This is a genomic window from Fervidicoccus sp. SLHALR4 (assembly GCF_058692745.1).
Genome location: NZ_CP182483.1, coordinates 1,187,723 through 1,204,534, shown reverse-complemented (window position 1 = coordinate 1,204,534; position 16,812 = coordinate 1,187,723). Strand labels below are relative to the sequence as shown.

The following is a 16,812-nucleotide window of genomic DNA, read 5'->3' as shown; positions in this document are numbered from 1 at the left end:
TGTGCGGCAGAAGCGATGAAAAATGCCGAGGTGGATGAGAGGATACCGCAGGTGCAGAGGAAGGCCCCCAATTGAGATAAGGGGCAGCTTAGATTTGAGCAACATAATGTATGTCCCAATAAAGGGAGAGCTTTCTTCAGCTCAAATGGAAACTGTTGAGCTGTACAACTATGAGATAGAGGCGCTCAAACTCATACATCTCGATGGACTCTCGACAGACGAAGCAGCAATCAGAATGGGGGTTTCGAAAGCGACATTCTGGAGGGTTCTCGAAACTGCCAGAGCCAAGATCGCCGAGGCTCTGTACGAGGGCAAAGCAATAAAGGTCATCTCAGCCTCTAAACCTTCTGAAGAAATGTGAAAGTCTGGTTCTACTTATGAAGCTCGTAGATGTATCCCTATATAGATTCCTGTGGATTGACTAGTGAAGCTGTCAACGCTGCTACGTAGGCTTCTCTGGGGTAACTTCATTATCATCCCTCTCTACGTGTCTTATCATAATAAAAGAAATCTGGGGCTGATTACTGCTTCTTCAAGCTTCCATTTATCTCCCAAAACATATCTACAATCGCATCTACGATCTACCTTCAAAGTCGATAGTCAGGAAGATATCGGTATTAGCGTAGAGTGACATGGTGCCTCCCGGTTGCGGTTCAAAACTCAAGTGGTTATCTTTGACTTGATTGTGCTAGAGTAGCCTACGTAGTAGTTAATATGGTAAAAAGAATCATTTAAAGTCGTTCCATTGGGAGAATAACATTAACGATGGATACGCAACCGCCAACAATATTTGCCAGCCCATATTTAGTGTTAGCATCACATCACAACGGCACCAGCTTTGGAACCAGAATAAGGTTTAAACTTGAAGTTCTCGGTCAAGAGGGTAATGTCCATCAGATGTACAGGAGCTAAAGGCCACGAAGTAGAGGGGCAATGCGCGTCTTGTGACTTAACTCAAGCAGGAGACTAAGCATAGGGAAATATGCAATGTGACATTTCGCGCAATTTCCTTCGGGAAAATGCCGACATAAATGGCGAAAAAATATATATTTATTAATTAATAAAATTTAATGATAGAAAATGAAAAAGATAGGAATAGTGATATTTGGCCTACTGTTTCTATCTTCTCTTAATCTTTATCCATTTCACCCAACCGAAATTGTTAATGGATATAGCTCTTCTTCGAGAAATGAAATGTTTAAGTTCGTTAATGTAATAGTCGAAGTTAGAGATGCCTATGGTCGCTCTGTTTCTGGGGCTTGGATTAAGGCGTTTTCTGAAGATTGGGGAATAACTTATCCCGATTTTGAGGGATGGGGAATTACAAACTCACTGGGCATCTATAATTTTAGATTGCCAAAAGGTAATTGGACTTTCATAGCTTCTACAGGCCAAGGATACTCTAATGAAGGAATATTTATAGCAATTACCAAAAGTATTGACAGCGATGCTTATCTAGTTCTAAAACCTGAAGAAAAGTTAAATATCATATTTATTGATGAAAATAGTGCCTATATTCAGCCGGATGAAATATTCGTATTCTTAACAAGGTTAATCCCAGCATTACCACCATCATTGGTTAGTCAGCACCCCCAAGCCATATTTTCATTATATGTCGGGGGAAATCTAAGTGGTGGCCTAACTATTTTAGGAATAAAACGCTCAACCACGTCAATCAATTATCTCTTAGTGGGTAACACTTCACTCGACACACCAACTGTCGTAATCTCAGCCGAAAATAGTTCTGAAATAACGTTTGAGGCCTATAATCCAGATAAGAGCTCTTCTACTTACTGGGATGTAGAATTCAGACTCCCAGAACTTTACCTTGGAAATTGGGTTTACTGTTTCCAAATTTACGGTAGAACAGCCATAAAAATCTCTCCAACGAAAATAGTATTAAATCCGAGATTTATTCCGCCGAATTGGTATTATTACTTTGAGCATATTTACTTAGAACCTAAAGAAAACAGTAAATACTTATACCGTCTTGGAGGACAGTTTTCATTCCACTTCTGGGTTATAAAAGAAGATACGCAACTCTGGTTTGACATACGGGATGAGTTCGGAAACGTTTTAGCATTCTATTCTAACCCAAACTCTTCGCGTTATATTAAACTTAGAATCTACGAAGATAATGCGGTAGTCTATGATAAGAACATCGGTCCAGAGATACCGGGAACACTATTTTATGGTGTTGGGAGATCTTTTCAAGATAATGCTACTTATAACCTGGAGATAGATACTGGACCTATTCTCGGTTTAATCAAAGAAACAGGTTTTTTATATAGTGAAGAACGTGTAGTTCACTACATGAACTTTACAGTTAATGATTTTATTTTTGATGTACCTGAAGAGTATTTCTGGATTATAGCTAATCAATCTAGAATTAATGGCTTTGTAAATACAGTTTTAAAGCTTTATAATTCGATTGGCAACTTTGTTGGGGAGGATCTAGAAGCAAAGCCATTTACAGTTAAAGTTAATTTTGAATGGTGTGGCGTAGCAGGCTATAGAATTATTGGTTTTGGTGTAGGTGTAGCAAGATGGCCTTCACTAGTTTCTTCTTATGCATCCGTAATCTCTCATGAGCTAGGTCACATGTTCTCTTTTACGAGCAGTAAGCCTTACGGTGTTGAATGTCCTTGGTTCTGTGAACCATTAGCAACCTACCTAGGAATAGAGGGGATAGCTAATATCTATGGTGACAATGTTAGGCTGTGGTACTGGGGTTCACATCCCTTCTTCTTTGATTATATTGAAGGGAAAGCAAACATCACTTCATATCTCGATCAAATTGAAACCATGCAATTCGTCTTCTTCTATATACATAGGATGTATGGTCCTACTGTCCACAAGGAGTTCTTCAAAGAATGGGTTCAGGCGAGTTCTATCCTGAGTAAATATGGTTATTCTAACTTGGAAAGTGTTGTGATCTTATACTCTACGCTCGTAAATGAAGACTTGACATGGCTGTTCAATTTAGCAGGCTTTAGCATAAGCAGTGAGAGGGTGCTTGAAGGAATGAAAATTATTGCTCCCTTTATACTTGATAAGACTCCCCCAACAACGATCGCTGAATATGATGGTTTATGGCATAATTCTGATTTTACAATAAAGTTATTAGCAGTAGATAATGAAAGTGGCGTAGCAGAAACTTATTATCGAGTTAATGCGGGACCTGTTAAGCGCGTTAGTGTTGATGGTTATCCTTTGATTGAGGTTGAGGGTACCAACAATACTTTGGAGTATTGGAGTGTTGATTATGCTGGTAATGAAGAAGAGCATCATATTTTGACTGGTATAAAGTTGGATAAAACTGCCCCTTCAACTTCAATAAATTTTAGTGGGATGGCTGGCGAAAACGGCTGGTTTATTTCAGACGTTACTGTGACGTTTAGGTCTAACGATTCGCTTTCAGGTGTTGACTCTACATTATTCAGTTTTGATGGGGTTGAATGGAGGAAGTATACTGGCGCTTTTACCATAAGCCTTGAGGGTGAAATAAGGCTATACTTCAAGTCTGTTGACGTGGCCGGAAACAGCGAAGCCACAAAGATGGAAACTATTAAAATTGATAAGACTCCCCCGGTTCTCAAAGCTGGAAGAAGCAGAGGTGCAACTGCCGGAGTGCTAGTAACCTTCGATGCAAGCACGTCAACTGACAATATCGGTATAGTCAGCTATGAATGGGATTTCGGAGATGGAGCAAAAGCTTATGGAAAAATCGTAACCCACATTTATACCAACCCCGGAATTTATACTGTAACTCTAATCGTTAAAGACTCTGCCGGAAACACCGCTACCCAAGCAATATCAGTAACCGTCACATATCAACACCATTACCTGCATAAACCACTCTACCAACCATTATAAGATGGCTAAAAAGTGTAGTAGCAACAGTAATACTACTAATCATAATAGCAGTCATAGCAATCCACAAAAGAAAAACGAGCAAAAACCCCAACAAAAACCAAAAGGGGGTATAAAAATACGAGGCTACGTTCTCTACCTAATTGTCAATATCATTCATTTGAGTCCTTAGAGTACACATGTTGAGATACAAGATTTCAACGTTGCACTACATTTACATGAAAAACGTGGAGTTCTAAAAGAATATCTACAGAAGCAGGCTTCATGATGATAAGGTGCAGCAGAGGATGGGGGCTCTCCAGAGATTTTTTGTGTTTCTCATCCCGCCTGTTATCATTTCAAAGGTTTTCCTCGCAGTAGTCCTAGGATTCAGGATTGAAGTAATAACGGGGTTTTCGGCACAGGAGGAGGCTTAATGCTCTTTGTTCTGATAGTTATACCCGGTGAACTACTCCACAGGGCCATCGGGAAGCCGACGCTTATAATGGCCATCGGAGCGCTTATGATCTTGCTGAAAAGGGGCTTAGCCTTCTCAAAATATCTGCTCAGCGCCTCAGTTCTAATTCCGTGAACATGCACTGCACTCCAAGGCGATGAAAAAGATTACCATTTATGTGTGCGTGCCATTATTCTAACATATGGGCTGCGAGAAAGGTCCAAAAACAGCTGACACGAAGGACCCCGGGGGTCAACTCAGACTCATTGCTAGATTTTCTCTCTAACAAAAGCCCAGTAAGGCTGCCTCCTTTTTCAAAGGTGTATCAACAGATGGACCACATAATACACTATCAAAGACACTCCCATCCAATTCACCTGCTTTTCTTGTTTCGCACATTCAGACATCCCAATTACATCGATAATAGAGCTGCTCCTTTCTCTTTGGAATCAGACTTTTATGAACATCGAAGTAGAGAAATTCTGAGAGAGGCGCAACAGCAAAGAGCTCTAAAGAGCTATATGCACTTGACCTATCCAGCAGGTGAAAAAATCCTTTGGAGCACTACCTTTTAACCGCAATATTTCAACGGAAATGCCTTTCGCTCTATATCATTGTAAAACAAATCCTCACATATAAGGGAAAGGAGATTCACGTCTCTATCTAATCAACTAATGTTAAAGCCATTTTCTTCAAATTGATTTTATGTCCATAAAGATATATAATATTCAATGTATTTTCCTCTGGAATGCTGAGCTTCGAAGAACAGTCGAGTATCTATGCCTTTTGCTTCTTTCGACCCACATGAATCGGTTTTCAGCCTTTCTTCTAAGCTACAGAATTCAATTTCAAAGCTGTTTTATGAAGGGAGAGCGCAGAGAACTTCACCGCAGCTTTTTGTGGAATACGTCAATTTCGCGGAAGCTTCTGAAAACGACAAAATACATAGGTGAAGGGAAATGCAAAGAAGCAGAGGAAAAGGATCTTTAAGCCGTTATTTCTTGCGTCCTCCCCCTTAAATAATCTTCTCGGCAGTAAGTGAATAGCGGAGGTGCTTGAGATCTCGGGTTTCAAACGGCTCGGACGCGATCCTCCTCACGACAAGCGGGAGGAAAGTGAGAAGAGGTTAAATCAACCAATGGTGTTTTTAATCTCCAGTTAATCACACTCGATTCTGAGCTCATTTTCAGGAGAAAAAGGCTCGGATGTTTCCATGGGTAGTCTACTGGGATACTTCTCTCACAGCGGGGCATCAGGTGGAAGCTTAATCAAATACTCGCTCACATCGCTTCCCTTCGAAATGCACCTGATCTCCTCTACAGCGTCGCTTTCAGGCTCTCTGCCTAGAACAGAGCGGAGGAATCCTCTGTACACGCCGAGCTGATACCTTCCGCACTCGCTGATGCCCTTTTCTCTCAGAATCTCTTCCTCGATGTTTCTATCTAGCTGAATCCTTATGATGCCTCCCTTGCTATCGCGGAGGGCTTCAATGTGCTTCTGGTGAACGATTCCCCTCTGAGAACCAATTGCATGCAGTATCTCCAGGCACCTTCTCAAGCCTTCCGCTAAGCAGACATCCCTCAGCTTTTCCTCCTATTATCCTCCAGTTCCCCTTATCCTTTGCTCAGCAAGCTAACTGAGGAATAAGGCCGTCAGATAAGGTGGTAGATGAACGTCACTGCTATTAAGCTGATTACCGTCATGGCGAAGGAAGAGGATGCAACAAACTCTGGATTCCAGCCGTACTTCATGGCCATCACTGTGTTGAAGCTGGCTGGAGGCATGAATGAGAGTATTATTATTTCGTTCCTGTAGAGAGGAGGGATGCTGAAGAGGGAAAGGAGGAGTATGTTCACAGCAGGGTTCAGGGCGAATTTGAAAGCGAAGCTGATGAGAAACGCCATCAGGTTCTTCTTTATCGGCTCCGTGTTCATCTGGAGGGCCAGGCCCGTTGCAAATATTGAGATGTAAGAGAGGGCTGAAGGGGCCCAGAAAAGAAGCGATGATACGTAGCTTGAGATTTGGCCGAAGGCGTAGTGAAACGAGGAACCCAGTATCATTCCAATGATCACGGGATTCTTCACGAGAGCTTCTGCCGTGAACCTCCCTCTCCCCATGATGTCTGGAAGGAGAACAGCAAATATGAACGCTATGAAGCCGAAGTAGAGGGACATGGTGGCATCGCCGAAGAGAGAGTAGAGCACCGGGAAGCCGACGAAAAGGTTGTTCTGAATGGTGCTGTTGAGGATCACTCCTCTCTCTATGTTTTTATCAGCGATGCAGTGAGATGAGCGAACGGCTGACCAGACAATCGCTATAAGCAGAACCGATGAGATGAGGGGGATCACTAGATCCCTCGAGACTCCACTCTTCGAGAAGTTTTCTATGAAGGTCAGGGGGACAAGGATCCAGTAGAGGAAGTCTATAAGCCCCTTGGAGAAGGGCTGAAACCACGACTTATCGTAGAATGACCTCCTGAACAGCGAGCCAATGATCATCAGGCCGAATAGCAGAGCGATCGCTTCTGCAGCTTCCAAATGAAGTTCACCGTCTCATTGCTGAACAGTATTGAAGATCGTGTAGAGATCGCTGGTTATAATATTTTGAGCGAAAGCTTCCAGCCAGTTTCTTGCTACCATGTAGGCATGCCGGTTGGAAAGCTCCTTATGTTTAAAGCGTTCATGGAAGAGAAGCTAGAGCTTTATTTTCGGAGGAAGCTTCAAGACAAAGGTAGATATTTTATCTCCCTTGGATATGCACCTGACCTCTTCTACTGAGCCCTCTTCCAGCTTTTCCTCGAGAACCTCTGAGAGGAAACCCTTGTAGACCCCTTTCTGGTGGGCTCCGCACTCTCTTATACCGCTTTCGAGAAGGATCTCTTCCTCAATGAGCCTGTCGAAATCAACTTTTATGAAAATCCCCTCTCTGTCCTGGAATGCCTCGAGGGATCTCTGATGGAGGAACCCCTTAGCCTCTCCTTGAGAGTGAAGCACCTCGAGGCAGGTTTTTGATCCCAGCTCCCTGCACTCGTTCTTCATCTTTGCTCCAAGAGTTTTTCCGTACATCTCTCCAATTTTTTCAATGATAAGTGCTCCCATAGAGGGACCGTACTCCTTCCTTGGTACTACGAAGAGCCCCACAAGGTTTTCATAGCTGAAGACAGCGAGCCTCCTCCCATCTGAGTCTGCCAGAGAATAGATGCTGTGATCTATGAAGTAGCCGCTCTTGATAGGAAAGGTGTAGTAATATTCATCGGCCATCCCCTCTCTCACCATGGATTCCATGACTCTTTTGAGAGCTTTCTCGAACTCTGCCTGAGATGAACCGAATTCTATAACCGCTATCCAGAGAAACGACGGGATCTCTTCTGCAGCCTTCTCCTGAATGTTCAGGAATTTGATGACTGCGCCAAGGGGATTGAGAGCCTCGGCGAGCCTGAGCATCACCTTTTCCTTTGGAGATGATGATCGGAAGACCAGCTTTACAGTGCTCTCCGGCTTGGAAGCGCAGATGAACACTGGAACCAGCTTCTCTATAGGCAGAGGATTATCCTTATTCATGGAGGACCCGCCACATCTTTAAGAAAAAAGTATATATTTAATTTTCTGGTTAGAAAAAATGAAGTAATAGTTATACGGCGGTATTACCACTTTTTTTCTCACTTCTTGGCTCTTATCTCCTCGAGGAGCTCTCTCGCCCTCTTGAAAGATATGTTCCCTTCCTTCTCCATGATCTCTCCTATCCTTTCAGCTTCCTCATAGGTCGCTCCGGCCATCACGGCAAGGCTCTTGGCATGGAGCTTCATGTGGCCCTTCTGTATCCCCTCAGACACAAGGGCCCTCAGCGCTGCGAAGTTCTGCGCAAGCCCAACAGCCCCCATGACTTCGGCCAGCTCGCTGCTCTTCGAGACCCCTAATATCTTCAGGGAGAGCTTTGCCATCGGGTGAACTCTGATCGTTCCTCCAACTGATCCAACAGCGAGAGGCATCTCGAGCGTTCCCACAAGATCTCCCTCAGGGGTGAGCTCCCACCTGGAGAGGGGGAGGTACCTCCCGGTTCTGGAAGCATAAGCGTGAGCTCCCGCCTCTATGGCTCTGTGGTCCTGCCCAGTTGCTAGCGCCACAGCTATGATGCCGTTCATGATCCCCTTGTTGTGGGTGGCTGCCCTGTATGGATCTGCGAAAGCAATCGCTGATGCCCACTCGATCTTCTCCGCTACTTCCCTCCCCCCTATATCCCCAGCCTTCACGATGGCTCTCGACCTCACGAGCCTCCTGTCAGCAAGGTTGCTGAGAATTCTCAGAACAGATCTGCCTCCCGTCATCTCTTCGAGAAGGGGGGCGACCTTCTCGCACATCGTGTTCACAGCATTGGCCCCCATGGCATCCATGACGTTCACGAGCAGGTGGACTGTGAGGACCTTCCCCTTCTCCGTCTGGAGGACCCTCACCTCAAGGTCCTTTGCCCCTCCTCCAAGGGAGGTGAGGACGGGATCGAAGGAGTTGGCATAATCGATTATCTCCTTCTTCATCTCGAGTATCGCTTGCGCTCTGTACTCTGGGTTGCTCACTCCGATGAGGTGGATCTGCCCGATCATGACAGGATCCGTAGAGATGGAGATTATCCCCTTCCCCTCCCTCATCAGTCTCGCCGCGTTCGAGGCGGCAGCAACCACGCTGGGCTCCTCAATGACCATTGGGATGAGATAGTCTCTCCCGTTTATTCTGAAGTTGGGGGCAATTGCGTAGGGATAGGACATGGCGCTGACGACGTTCTCTATCATCGTCTCGGCAACCCTGCCTTCCATAGCTCCCCATCTGTTCAGGAGCTCGATATCCTCCGCGCTGAGGCCTGAGAACTCCTCGATTATCTTGAGCCTCTCCTCCCTGCTGAGCCTGTGAAATCCCTGTATCCTGGATGATTTACCGGTCGGTGCACTCATGCAAAATCACATCTCTCTGAGCTCAAGAGTTGCAGCTCTGCGAAAAAAAGATTTAGCTTCTTCTTGAATATAAATAGATGCCTCAGAACTTAAGCTTACCCTCTTCCTTCATTCTCTGCACGAAGTCCTGAAGGACGTCCTTCAGCGTCGGCCTCCCAACTTCCTGAAGCTCGTAGGTCACCCTCACATAGGGCTTGTTTATCCTCAGGATCCTCCCCAAGTTAACCGGAGTGGCGATTATAACGAGGTCGGCATCTGAAGCATTTATCGTCTGCTCGAGCTCCTCGATCTGCTCTTTGCCGTATCCCATGGCTGGGAGGATGTTCTTCAGGTGGGGGTATATCTCGAAGGTCCTCTTTATGCTCCCGACAGCGAAAGGCCTCGGATCCACGATCTCGGCTGCTCCGAACTTCCTCGCTGCCACGTATCCTGCACCGAAGCTCATTCCGCCGTGCGTAAGAGTAGGGCCGTCCTCTATTATCAGAACCCTCTTCCCCCTTATCTTCTCATATCCGTCGACAAATATTGGGGAGGCAGCCTCTATAACAACTGCTTTGGGGTTGTACTTCCTGATGCTCTCCCTGACGGCCTCGATCCCCTCGAGGCCCGCGCTGTCGATCTTGTTTATGATTATTACATCAGCGCTCCTGAAGCACGTTTCCCCTGGGTGGTAGCTGAGCTCGTGCCCTGCTCTGAGTGGGTCGGCAACCGTTATCCAGAGATCCGGCTTTATGAAGGGGAAGTCGTTGTTGCCTCCATCCCACAGAATCACGTCGCTCTCCGTTTCGGCCTTTCTCAGAATCTTTTCGTAGTCTACCCCCGCATAGACGATGTTTCCATTGGCGATGTGGGGCTCGTACTCTTCCCTCTCCTCTATCGTCAGCCCGGAGCTGTCGAGCTCTTTGAAGCTCGAGAACCGCTGCACTGCTTCCCTGAGGAGGTCCCCGTAAGGCATGGGGTGCCTTATCACAGCTACTTTCAATCCCATTTCCTTGAGTATGGAAGCGACTTTCCTCGAGGTCTGGCTCTTGCCGCTTCCCGTCCTAACAGCTGTGACCGCCACAACAGGCTTCGATGAGCGGATCATGACGCTCTTTGGACCGAGCAGCCAGAAGTCGGCGCCGTGCTTGTGGGATATTGAGGCAAGGTGCATTACGTGGTCGTGGGAGACATCTGAATATGCGAAAACGACGATGTCGACTCCGTAAGACTCGAGTATTTCCTCGAGCCTCGATTCAGAGTATATTGGTATTCCATTTGGATAGAGGCTACCCGCCAGCTCTGGAGGGTAGACCCTGTTCTCTATCCCTGGAATCTGAGTTGAGGTGAATGCAACCACCCTGTACTGGGGGTTGTCCCTGAAGAACACGTTGAAGTTGTGAAAGTCCCTTCCAGCTGCTCCGAGAATCACAACTTTCTTAACCTTCTCCATACCTATCACCTTTTGATTTGGTGCTATCTATTTCAGTGCAACTATAATTTTTAATATTAATTGTTTATTAATAATATTTGGTGCTTCAAGTGTCGAGCAGGAGGAGCGAAGAGATAATAAAGAGGAGCCTTGAGGTTTTAGATGTCCTCACGCAGGACGTGGAGAACCTTCCTCTCGTCCCCGAGAGGGGAGAAGGGGTTTACATATATGATGTCGATGGGAGGAAGTACCTGGACTTTTCAAGCGGGTTTGCTGTAGTGAGCTTGGGACACGCCAACCAGAAGATCGCTGAAGCTGTCTCAAGGCAGGCTGCCAAGCTCATGCACTTCCCCTTGGCAGACTTCTATCACGAGCTTGGGGCGAAGGTGGCAGAAAAGCTCACCTCCACCTGCCCCGGCGGAGGGAAGAAGAAGGTGGTGTTCTCCAACAGCGGAGCGGAAGCGAATGAAGCAGCAATAAAGCTGGCGAAGTCCGCGACGAGGAGAGGGAGGATCCTCGCCTTCTACGGGGCGTTTCACGGGAGAACTATGGGGGCTCTATCCCTGACTGCGAGCAAAAGCGTGCAGCAGCTCGGCTTCTTCCCAACGATGCCTGGAGTTGTTCATGCTCCGTTCCCCAATCCGTTCAGGAATGTCTGGAGGATCAATGGGTATGAGAACCCGGATGAGCTGGTCAGCAGGGCCATTTCGTTCATCGAGGACGTGATATTCAAGGCATTCCCTCCTGAGGAATTTGCGGCCGTTTTCATTGAACCGATCCAGGGGGAGGGGGGGTATGTGGTTCCTCCGAAAGGCTTCTTCCAGGAGCTCTTCAAGCTGGCAAGGAGGCACGGGATACTGATCATGGACGATGAGGTTCAGATGGGCCTCGGCAGAACGGGAAAGATGTGGGCAATAGAGAACTTCAACGCCATTCCGGATTCCATCCAGTTCGGAAAAGCCATTGCCAACGGAATTCCTCTGGGTGGAGTTGTGCACAGAGAAGACATAGCTTTCAGGGTACCCGGACAGCACTCCTCGACCTTCGGAGGAAATCTTCTTGCCCTGAGCGCCGCGGAAGTAGTTCTCGAAGAAACGCCGAAGCTCCTGCCTAATGTTGAGAGGGCAGGAATGCATCTCGGCAGGAGGCTGAGCGAGCTCATGGATGAGTTCGAAGCAATAGGAGATGCTAGAGGTATAGGGTTGGCGAGGGCGGTGGAAATTGTGAAGCAGGGGAGGGGGAATGAGCCAGATCCAAAAAAGAGGAACAGCATAGTGAGAGAGGCCTTCCGGAGGGGGCTGATCGTTATAGGGTGCGGGGAATCTGCGATAAGAATAGTTCCTCCTCTGAACATCGATATGGAGGCTCTCGATGAAGGGATCGAGATTTTGAGGGAAGCCTTGAAGTCTTCTGTTTAAATATCGATTTTTTGATATATATTCAAAGCAGTTATAGCTCTTCATTGTTTTGGATGCAGAGAGGGGAGCTTTGGGTGCAGCTGAGCAGGACTGAAAGGCTGAAGAGGATGCTTGTCATAGGACCGGCGACCGTTGTGGCGGTTGCTTATATAGATCCGGGGAACTTCGGGGCAAATATAGAGGCTGGCTCGAAGTACGGCCTCTCTCTCCTGTGGGTTGTCTGGCTATCTGGAGCAATGGCCGTCATGTTTCAGTACATTTCTGGAAAGATAGGTTTGGTTGCCCAGAGGGGCCTCGTCGATCTTACAATGGAGAGGCTGAGCAGGAATGAGAAGAAGCTCTACTTTCTCGGTCTGCTCATAGCCATTCTCGCTACGGACATGGCAGAGTTCATAGGGATGGCTGTGGGGATCCACCTGATCTTCGGGATCCCCCTGACGGCCTCTGCCCTACTCTCCGTTTTCGATGTTCTCATTCTCTTCTTCCTGACGGAAGACATGGGGAAAATGGAGCTGCTCATAGCAGGGCTCGTGGGTGTAGTAGGGCTGAGCTACTTGATCGAGCTTGCGATAGTTCACGCGAGCCCAGAAGAGATCCTCCTCCATTCATTCATTCCCAGCCTGGGCAGCAGGATGATGATCCTCACCGCAACCAGCATAATAGGCGCCACAGTCATGCCCCACGCAGTAATACTTCACTCATACCTCTCATCGGAAAAATCGCTCAGGGCTCCTCCCTCTCAAAGGAAGGCGGAGCTGAAGCACCACCTGAAGGAAACTGCTGTGAATTTGGGCGGCGCGAGCATTGTGAATGCAGCGATACAGATAATGAGCTACTATGCTTACTACAAGAATGGACTCACCAACATTGTGAGCCTTGACAACGCCTTCTATACCCTCATCCCGCTCTTCGGCTCAGTTTCCTCAATTATATTCGCTGTAGCTCTTCTGGCATCAGGCCTGAGCTCATCTATGGTCAGCGTGCTAGCGGGTGTGAAGATATTCGAGAGCTACATTGGGAGATCTGCGAAGCAGTGGAAGGTCAGGCTTACGCTGAGGCTGATCAATATGATACCGTTCATCATAGCATTGCTTCTTGGGGTCAGCACTATGGAGCTGCTGGTCTACACCCAGGCTGTGCTCTCCTTCTCCCTCCCCCTGGTGCTCTTTCCGCTAACTTACTTCGCGAGAAAGAGGGAACTTATGGGGGAAGAAAGAATAGGCTTTGGGCTGTTCATACTCTCCATGCTTTCATCGATCTTCATCCTTCTGATCAACATCGCCATTCCCCTCATTGGATGATGCTGCTTGAGAGGATGAGTGCAGGTATGCCAAGTATAGGGCTGCCGCTCTCAGCTTCATGTAGGAGCTTATCGCCCTCTCCTCCGCTTCGCTCAGCTTTGTGTAGCCCTCCCTCCTTATCTTCTGGACTATCTCCAGCACGCTTTCCAGAGATGCTTCCCCCTCCTGGGGGTAAAGCGATCTCGCCAGGTGGAGGTAGGGCTCTATGCTCGGAGGCGATATCCTCTTCTCGATCAGCCTCATAACTTCGACCCCCATCTTTTCTACAGCCTCCGGGAGCCTCTTGAGGCCCATGGAGAGGAGCGTTCTCGACAAATCTTCCGATGGCACTAAGAGCTTGAATTCCTCGTAGCTCAGCATGCTCTCGAGCTCGATTTCGAACCTCCTCAGCGCTTCATCGGGCCTGAGGCCTGGAGCTATCGGAGAAATGCTGGCGTAGGCTTCAGCCGATTCGCCGTCGAAGAATGACATGGCAATGAGGTAGAGGAAGGGTTTCTCGTCCCTTTCCACAGGCTCAACGAGTGCGTCGAGAGCAATGAGCTTCAAGCTCCTCGAGGGCTTTGGTATCCTGGCCATCTCTCCCGAGATCATGACCTCCATCGTTTTCCCCTGGTTCAGGTAGTCGAGCAGCTTCAGCGAGTACTCCTTCACGGCATCCCAGTTGAAGCCGAGCTCTATGAAGTCCGCATAAGCGAGCTCATCAACCTCGTTCAGGAGGATGAGATCGAGATCGTCTGGAGTATAGCTCTGTATTTTTTCCCTGAGAGAGAGCCAGTCGAAGCTCTCGATGAACCCAGCGGATGCTGTCTCGTGGATATCGAACATCTTCTTCCCCCCAACGGAAGCCAAGCCGTACTCGATCAGGCTCAGAGATATGCTCTCCATCCTCCTCAGAGCGATTATTATGAGGGCGAGCCCCAAGCGAATGAGCCTCTCCTCCAGCCTCTCATCGACTTCATACACGTAGCCGTAGGTGTAGTCCATGTACTTCCCGTGGACTTCCACGGGGACCTCAATGACCTTCTTGTTCCTCGAGACGAGGACTCTGTTCCCTGCGGAGAAGACCTTCGGCCTCGAGGATGACGCTATCCAGAGGACTCTGTCGGGGATCTTGACCAGGAGCCCAAAGCCGCTTCGTGGAGGGTAAACGGTTACAACGACTCTCGAGCTCAGCAGGCCGTGGGACAAGTCCTTCATGAACGATGGCTCCTCCCCCCACCTCTGCTTTGTATCAATGTACTCTTCCAATGCCCTTCCAAAGGCCTCATCTTCAAAGAACCTGACATCCCTGATCCTCTTCTCTATTATGGCAGTAACTCCCCTGCCTTTTTCCACGATTCTGTGGGAGTAGACGATGGCATCGTTGGAGTAGTCGAAGCATCCTCTCTGGAACATCTCAACGAGATCGCAGAATCCAACGGGCTCGAGAGGCCTCTGCCCCCTCTCCTCCTCGAGAACCCTCTTTATCCCGTAGGGAGGTGCGAATTCGTAGAAGTTCATTCTGTCCCAAACATACTTCAGCCTTGCTCTGTTCACTCCCTCCTTCACGATGATTTTGGCCTTCTTAAGGGCTTCAACTTCAAGCTCAGTCAGCTCATTGACTTTGTACCAAGTCGACATGAGCTTGACAAGGCCTGTGAAGAGCTTCTGGTACAGGTTTCGTGGGTTAACAATGGTCTTCTCTATGGGAAGGGAGAGCCACTTCTCCAGCGCATCGAATCCTCTCGAGAGGAGCTCCCTGTCCCATGTGCCGAACGGGATTATGATTGTTTCGGTGAACGGGATCCCCGGCCTCCTCCCCTTCCTTCCCTCCCTCTGCTTGAACTCCCTCACGCTGTCCGGAAGGCCGACGTGGACGATCCTGACAACCTTCCCTATGTCTATCCCCTGAGAAAGGGTCCTGGGGGAAACGATGACCTTCATCTCGCCCCTTCTCGCTTTCTCCTCTATTTCCTTCCTCTTGTCCTTTGGGACGAGGTGGTGGTGGGTAGAAACTGAGGAGGCTTCCTCTCCGAGCCTCATGCGAAGAGCCCTCCCTATCTCTTCAGCCCTGCTTATGCTCCTTGTGAAGACTATGGTTAGCCCATCATCGCTCCTGTACCGCTCGAGGATCTCCGCTATATCCAGGCTGATCGAGGGAACCGGCACCCCGAGGCCCTCAATGAAGGCAACGATTTTGTAGGGGTTTTCCCTGAACTTCTCGAAGCTCTCCAGTGCCTCCTGGATCTCCCTCTCCCAAGATATGCCTTCTTCCCTAAGCTTCTGCTCTATTTCTCCCCTCCTCTTGAGTATCTCCTCCCAAACGGCCTTCAGGTTCTTTCCGAGAACTATGTGTATCCTGTTCTCTACATGGAATGCCTCACCCCTAACAATCCTGTACCCCCTCCCTGTCATCGCCTTGAGGAAATCGCCGAGCTCTTCTGGATTGGAAAGCGTAGCCGTGAGGACGGCAACTTGAGGGGGCTCCTCCGAAGTCTCGGAGAGGACCTGGATCATTCCGAGGAGGAGGCTTATGCTCCTCGGGTCATAGAAGTCGAACTCATCGAGAACAATGAGGGAGGCTCTCCTGAAGAAGGGCTCGAGAATGCTCCTGTCTCTCTCTACAACGTACTTCTTCAGCTCGGACATGAGGTAGGATGGATTGGTGAGGAGGATTCTGCTCCCAGCTATCCTCTTCCTCAGACCCTTTCTCCCTTCGGCTCTCCTAACCTCCTCTCTCGTGGGAGAATCGAGCCTGAGAACCTCCACTCCGAAGGCCACTCCGTAGGAGGAGATCCTCTTGATCTGGTCCTCTGCCAGAGCAAGCGTCGGGTACACCGCAATAGCCTTGAAAGAACCGCTCTGAGCTGCCATCCTCAGGGCTGGAAGGGCCCAAGCTTCTGTTTTTCCCGAACCAGTGCCTGAGATCATGATGAGATTCATTCCAGATGAGAGGGCATCCATTGCCTCCAGCTGATGAACGTATGGAGATGAAGAGGCAAGCCTCTCCGTTATTTCGTCTGCATGCCGGGAGAGCTCAGGAAAGAGCTGAGAGAATGTTGAGGCTATTCTGGTCGGCTCAATGGGAGGCTCGATCTTTGTTATGACTGTGTAGCCGTCGGCCTCGAGGGAGCTCTTAGAATCCAGTACTTTTCTCACTTCCATCGAACAAGCAACCTCTTTTGATAATTAAGAGTTCAGCATTAAATAAAATGAGAAGATGCAGTTGAAAAGATTTTGCGATATATAGAACCTGTCTCGCAGGAGATCCAAATCTATCTAAGCGAGAGAACTATTTATTGAGGGGGAAGAAAGTAAAAACACATAGAGAGAAAGTCCAATCGTGTGGAGAGGAAGCATGAGAATTTGATGCCGGGGGAGCTGCATCCAGAGACCATCTCTTATATCTTCAGAGCAGATCCTAGCAGAGGAGCTCGTTGAGACGATTCATC

At 48.1% G+C, this 16,812-nt stretch carries 12 protein-coding genes; 6 read left to right on the top strand and 6 right to left on the bottom strand.

Annotated elements, in window-relative coordinates; genetic code table 11:
* Positions 1-22 precede the first annotated feature (22 nt).
* The 4 genes from ACLGLO_RS06490 (at position 23) to ACLGLO_RS06475 (ending at position 4,444) form a co-directional block, all read left to right on the top strand.
* Positions 23-361 (top strand): DUF134 domain-containing protein, encoded by a 339-nt coding sequence (locus tag ACLGLO_RS06490; RefSeq protein ID WP_492128095.1) that lies wholly within the window; start codon positions 23-25, stop codon positions 359-361.
* A gap of 719 nt (positions 362-1,080) precedes the next feature.
* The gene (locus ACLGLO_RS06485; RefSeq protein ID WP_492128094.1) at positions 1,081-3,876 is read left to right on the top strand and encodes a PKD domain-containing protein; all 2,796 of its coding nucleotides are present in this window, start codon (positions 1,081-1,083) and stop codon (positions 3,874-3,876) included.
* Positions 3,877-4,148: 272 nt separating this feature from the next.
* On the top strand, positions 4,149-4,289 hold the full coding sequence (locus ACLGLO_RS06480) for a hypothetical protein (protein WP_492128093.1): 141 nt from the start codon (positions 4,149-4,151) through the stop codon (positions 4,287-4,289).
* Positions 4,289-4,444 (top strand): hypothetical protein, encoded by a 156-nt coding sequence (locus ACLGLO_RS06475; RefSeq protein WP_492128092.1) that lies wholly within the window; start codon positions 4,289-4,291, stop codon positions 4,442-4,444. Before ACLGLO_RS06480 ends, ACLGLO_RS06475 begins: the two co-directional genes overlap by 1 nt.
* Positions 4,445-5,548: 1,104 nt before the next feature.
* Here the strand turns inward: ACLGLO_RS06475 and ACLGLO_RS06470 are convergent.
* The 5 genes from ACLGLO_RS06470 to ACLGLO_RS06450 all read right to left on the bottom strand — a co-directional run bounded on the left by ACLGLO_RS06470 (position 5,549) and on the right by ACLGLO_RS06450 (position 10,683).
* Positions 5,549-5,866, bottom strand: coding sequence for a hypothetical protein (locus ACLGLO_RS06470; protein WP_492128091.1), 318 nt, complete (start codon positions 5,864-5,866; stop codon positions 5,549-5,551).
* Positions 5,867-5,961: 95 nt separating this feature from the next.
* On the bottom strand, positions 5,962-6,846 hold the full coding sequence (locus ACLGLO_RS06465) for an AEC family transporter (protein ID WP_492128090.1): 885 nt from the start codon (positions 6,844-6,846) through the stop codon (positions 5,962-5,964).
* A gap of 156 nt (positions 6,847-7,002) precedes the next feature.
* On the bottom strand, positions 7,003-7,869 hold the full coding sequence (locus tag ACLGLO_RS06460; RefSeq protein ID WP_492128089.1) for a hypothetical protein: 867 nt from the start codon (positions 7,867-7,869) through the stop codon (positions 7,003-7,005).
* A gap of 98 nt (positions 7,870-7,967) precedes the next feature.
* Complete coding sequence (locus tag ACLGLO_RS06455; protein ID WP_492128088.1) at positions 7,968-9,251, bottom strand: hydroxymethylglutaryl-CoA reductase, degradative; 1,284 nt, start codon at positions 9,249-9,251, stop codon at positions 7,968-7,970.
* Between the two features lie 82 nt (positions 9,252-9,333).
* Positions 9,334-10,683: a cyclic 2,3-diphosphoglycerate synthase gene (locus tag ACLGLO_RS06450; RefSeq protein ID WP_492128087.1), complete on the bottom strand. Its 1,350-nt coding sequence runs from the start codon at positions 10,681-10,683 to the stop codon at positions 9,334-9,336.
* Positions 10,684-10,772: 89 nt separating this feature from the next.
* On the opposite strand from ACLGLO_RS06450, the gene ACLGLO_RS06445 reads away from it, so the two are divergent.
* Complete coding sequence (locus ACLGLO_RS06445; protein WP_492128086.1) at positions 10,773-12,080, top strand: acetyl ornithine aminotransferase family protein; 1,308 nt, start codon at positions 10,773-10,775, stop codon at positions 12,078-12,080.
* 74 nt (positions 12,081-12,154) lie between these two features.
* Positions 12,155-13,381, top strand: a complete 1,227-nt coding sequence (locus ACLGLO_RS06440; protein ID WP_492128085.1) for an Nramp family divalent metal transporter — start codon at positions 12,155-12,157, stop codon at positions 13,379-13,381.
* On the opposite strand, the gene ACLGLO_RS06435 is transcribed toward ACLGLO_RS06440, so the two are convergent.
* Positions 13,331-16,525, bottom strand: coding sequence for a DEAD/DEAH box helicase (locus tag ACLGLO_RS06435; RefSeq protein WP_492128084.1), 3,195 nt, complete (start codon positions 16,523-16,525; stop codon positions 13,331-13,333). The genes ACLGLO_RS06440 and ACLGLO_RS06435 overlap by 51 nt on opposite strands.
* Positions 16,526-16,812 lie beyond the last annotated feature (287 nt).

Bases quoted from the DNA above. Each gene is read 5' to 3' on its own strand.
- ACLGLO_RS06490 (WP_492128095.1), top strand. From the start codon at position 23: ATGCCGAGGTGGATGAGAGGATACCGCAGGTGCAGAGGAAGGCCCCCA.
- ACLGLO_RS06485 (WP_492128094.1), top strand. From the start codon at position 1,081: ATGAAAAAGATAGGAATAGTGATATTTGGCCTACTGTTTCTATCTTCT.
- ACLGLO_RS06475 (WP_492128092.1), top strand. From the start codon at position 4,289: ATGCTCTTTGTTCTGATAGTTATACCCGGTGAACTACTCCACAGGGCC.
- ACLGLO_RS06460 (WP_492128089.1), bottom strand. From the start codon at position 7,869: ATGAATAAGGATAATCCTCTGCCTATAGAGAAGCTGGTTCCAGTGTTC.
- ACLGLO_RS06455 (WP_492128088.1), bottom strand. From the start codon at position 9,251: ATGAGTGCACCGACCGGTAAATCATCCAGGATACAGGGATTTCACAGG.
- ACLGLO_RS06450 (WP_492128087.1), bottom strand. From the start codon at position 10,683: ATGGAGAAGGTTAAGAAAGTTGTGATTCTCGGAGCAGCTGGAAGGGAC.
- ACLGLO_RS06435 (WP_492128084.1), bottom strand. From the start codon at position 16,525: ATGGAAGTGAGAAAAGTACTGGATTCTAAGAGCTCCCTCGAGGCCGAC.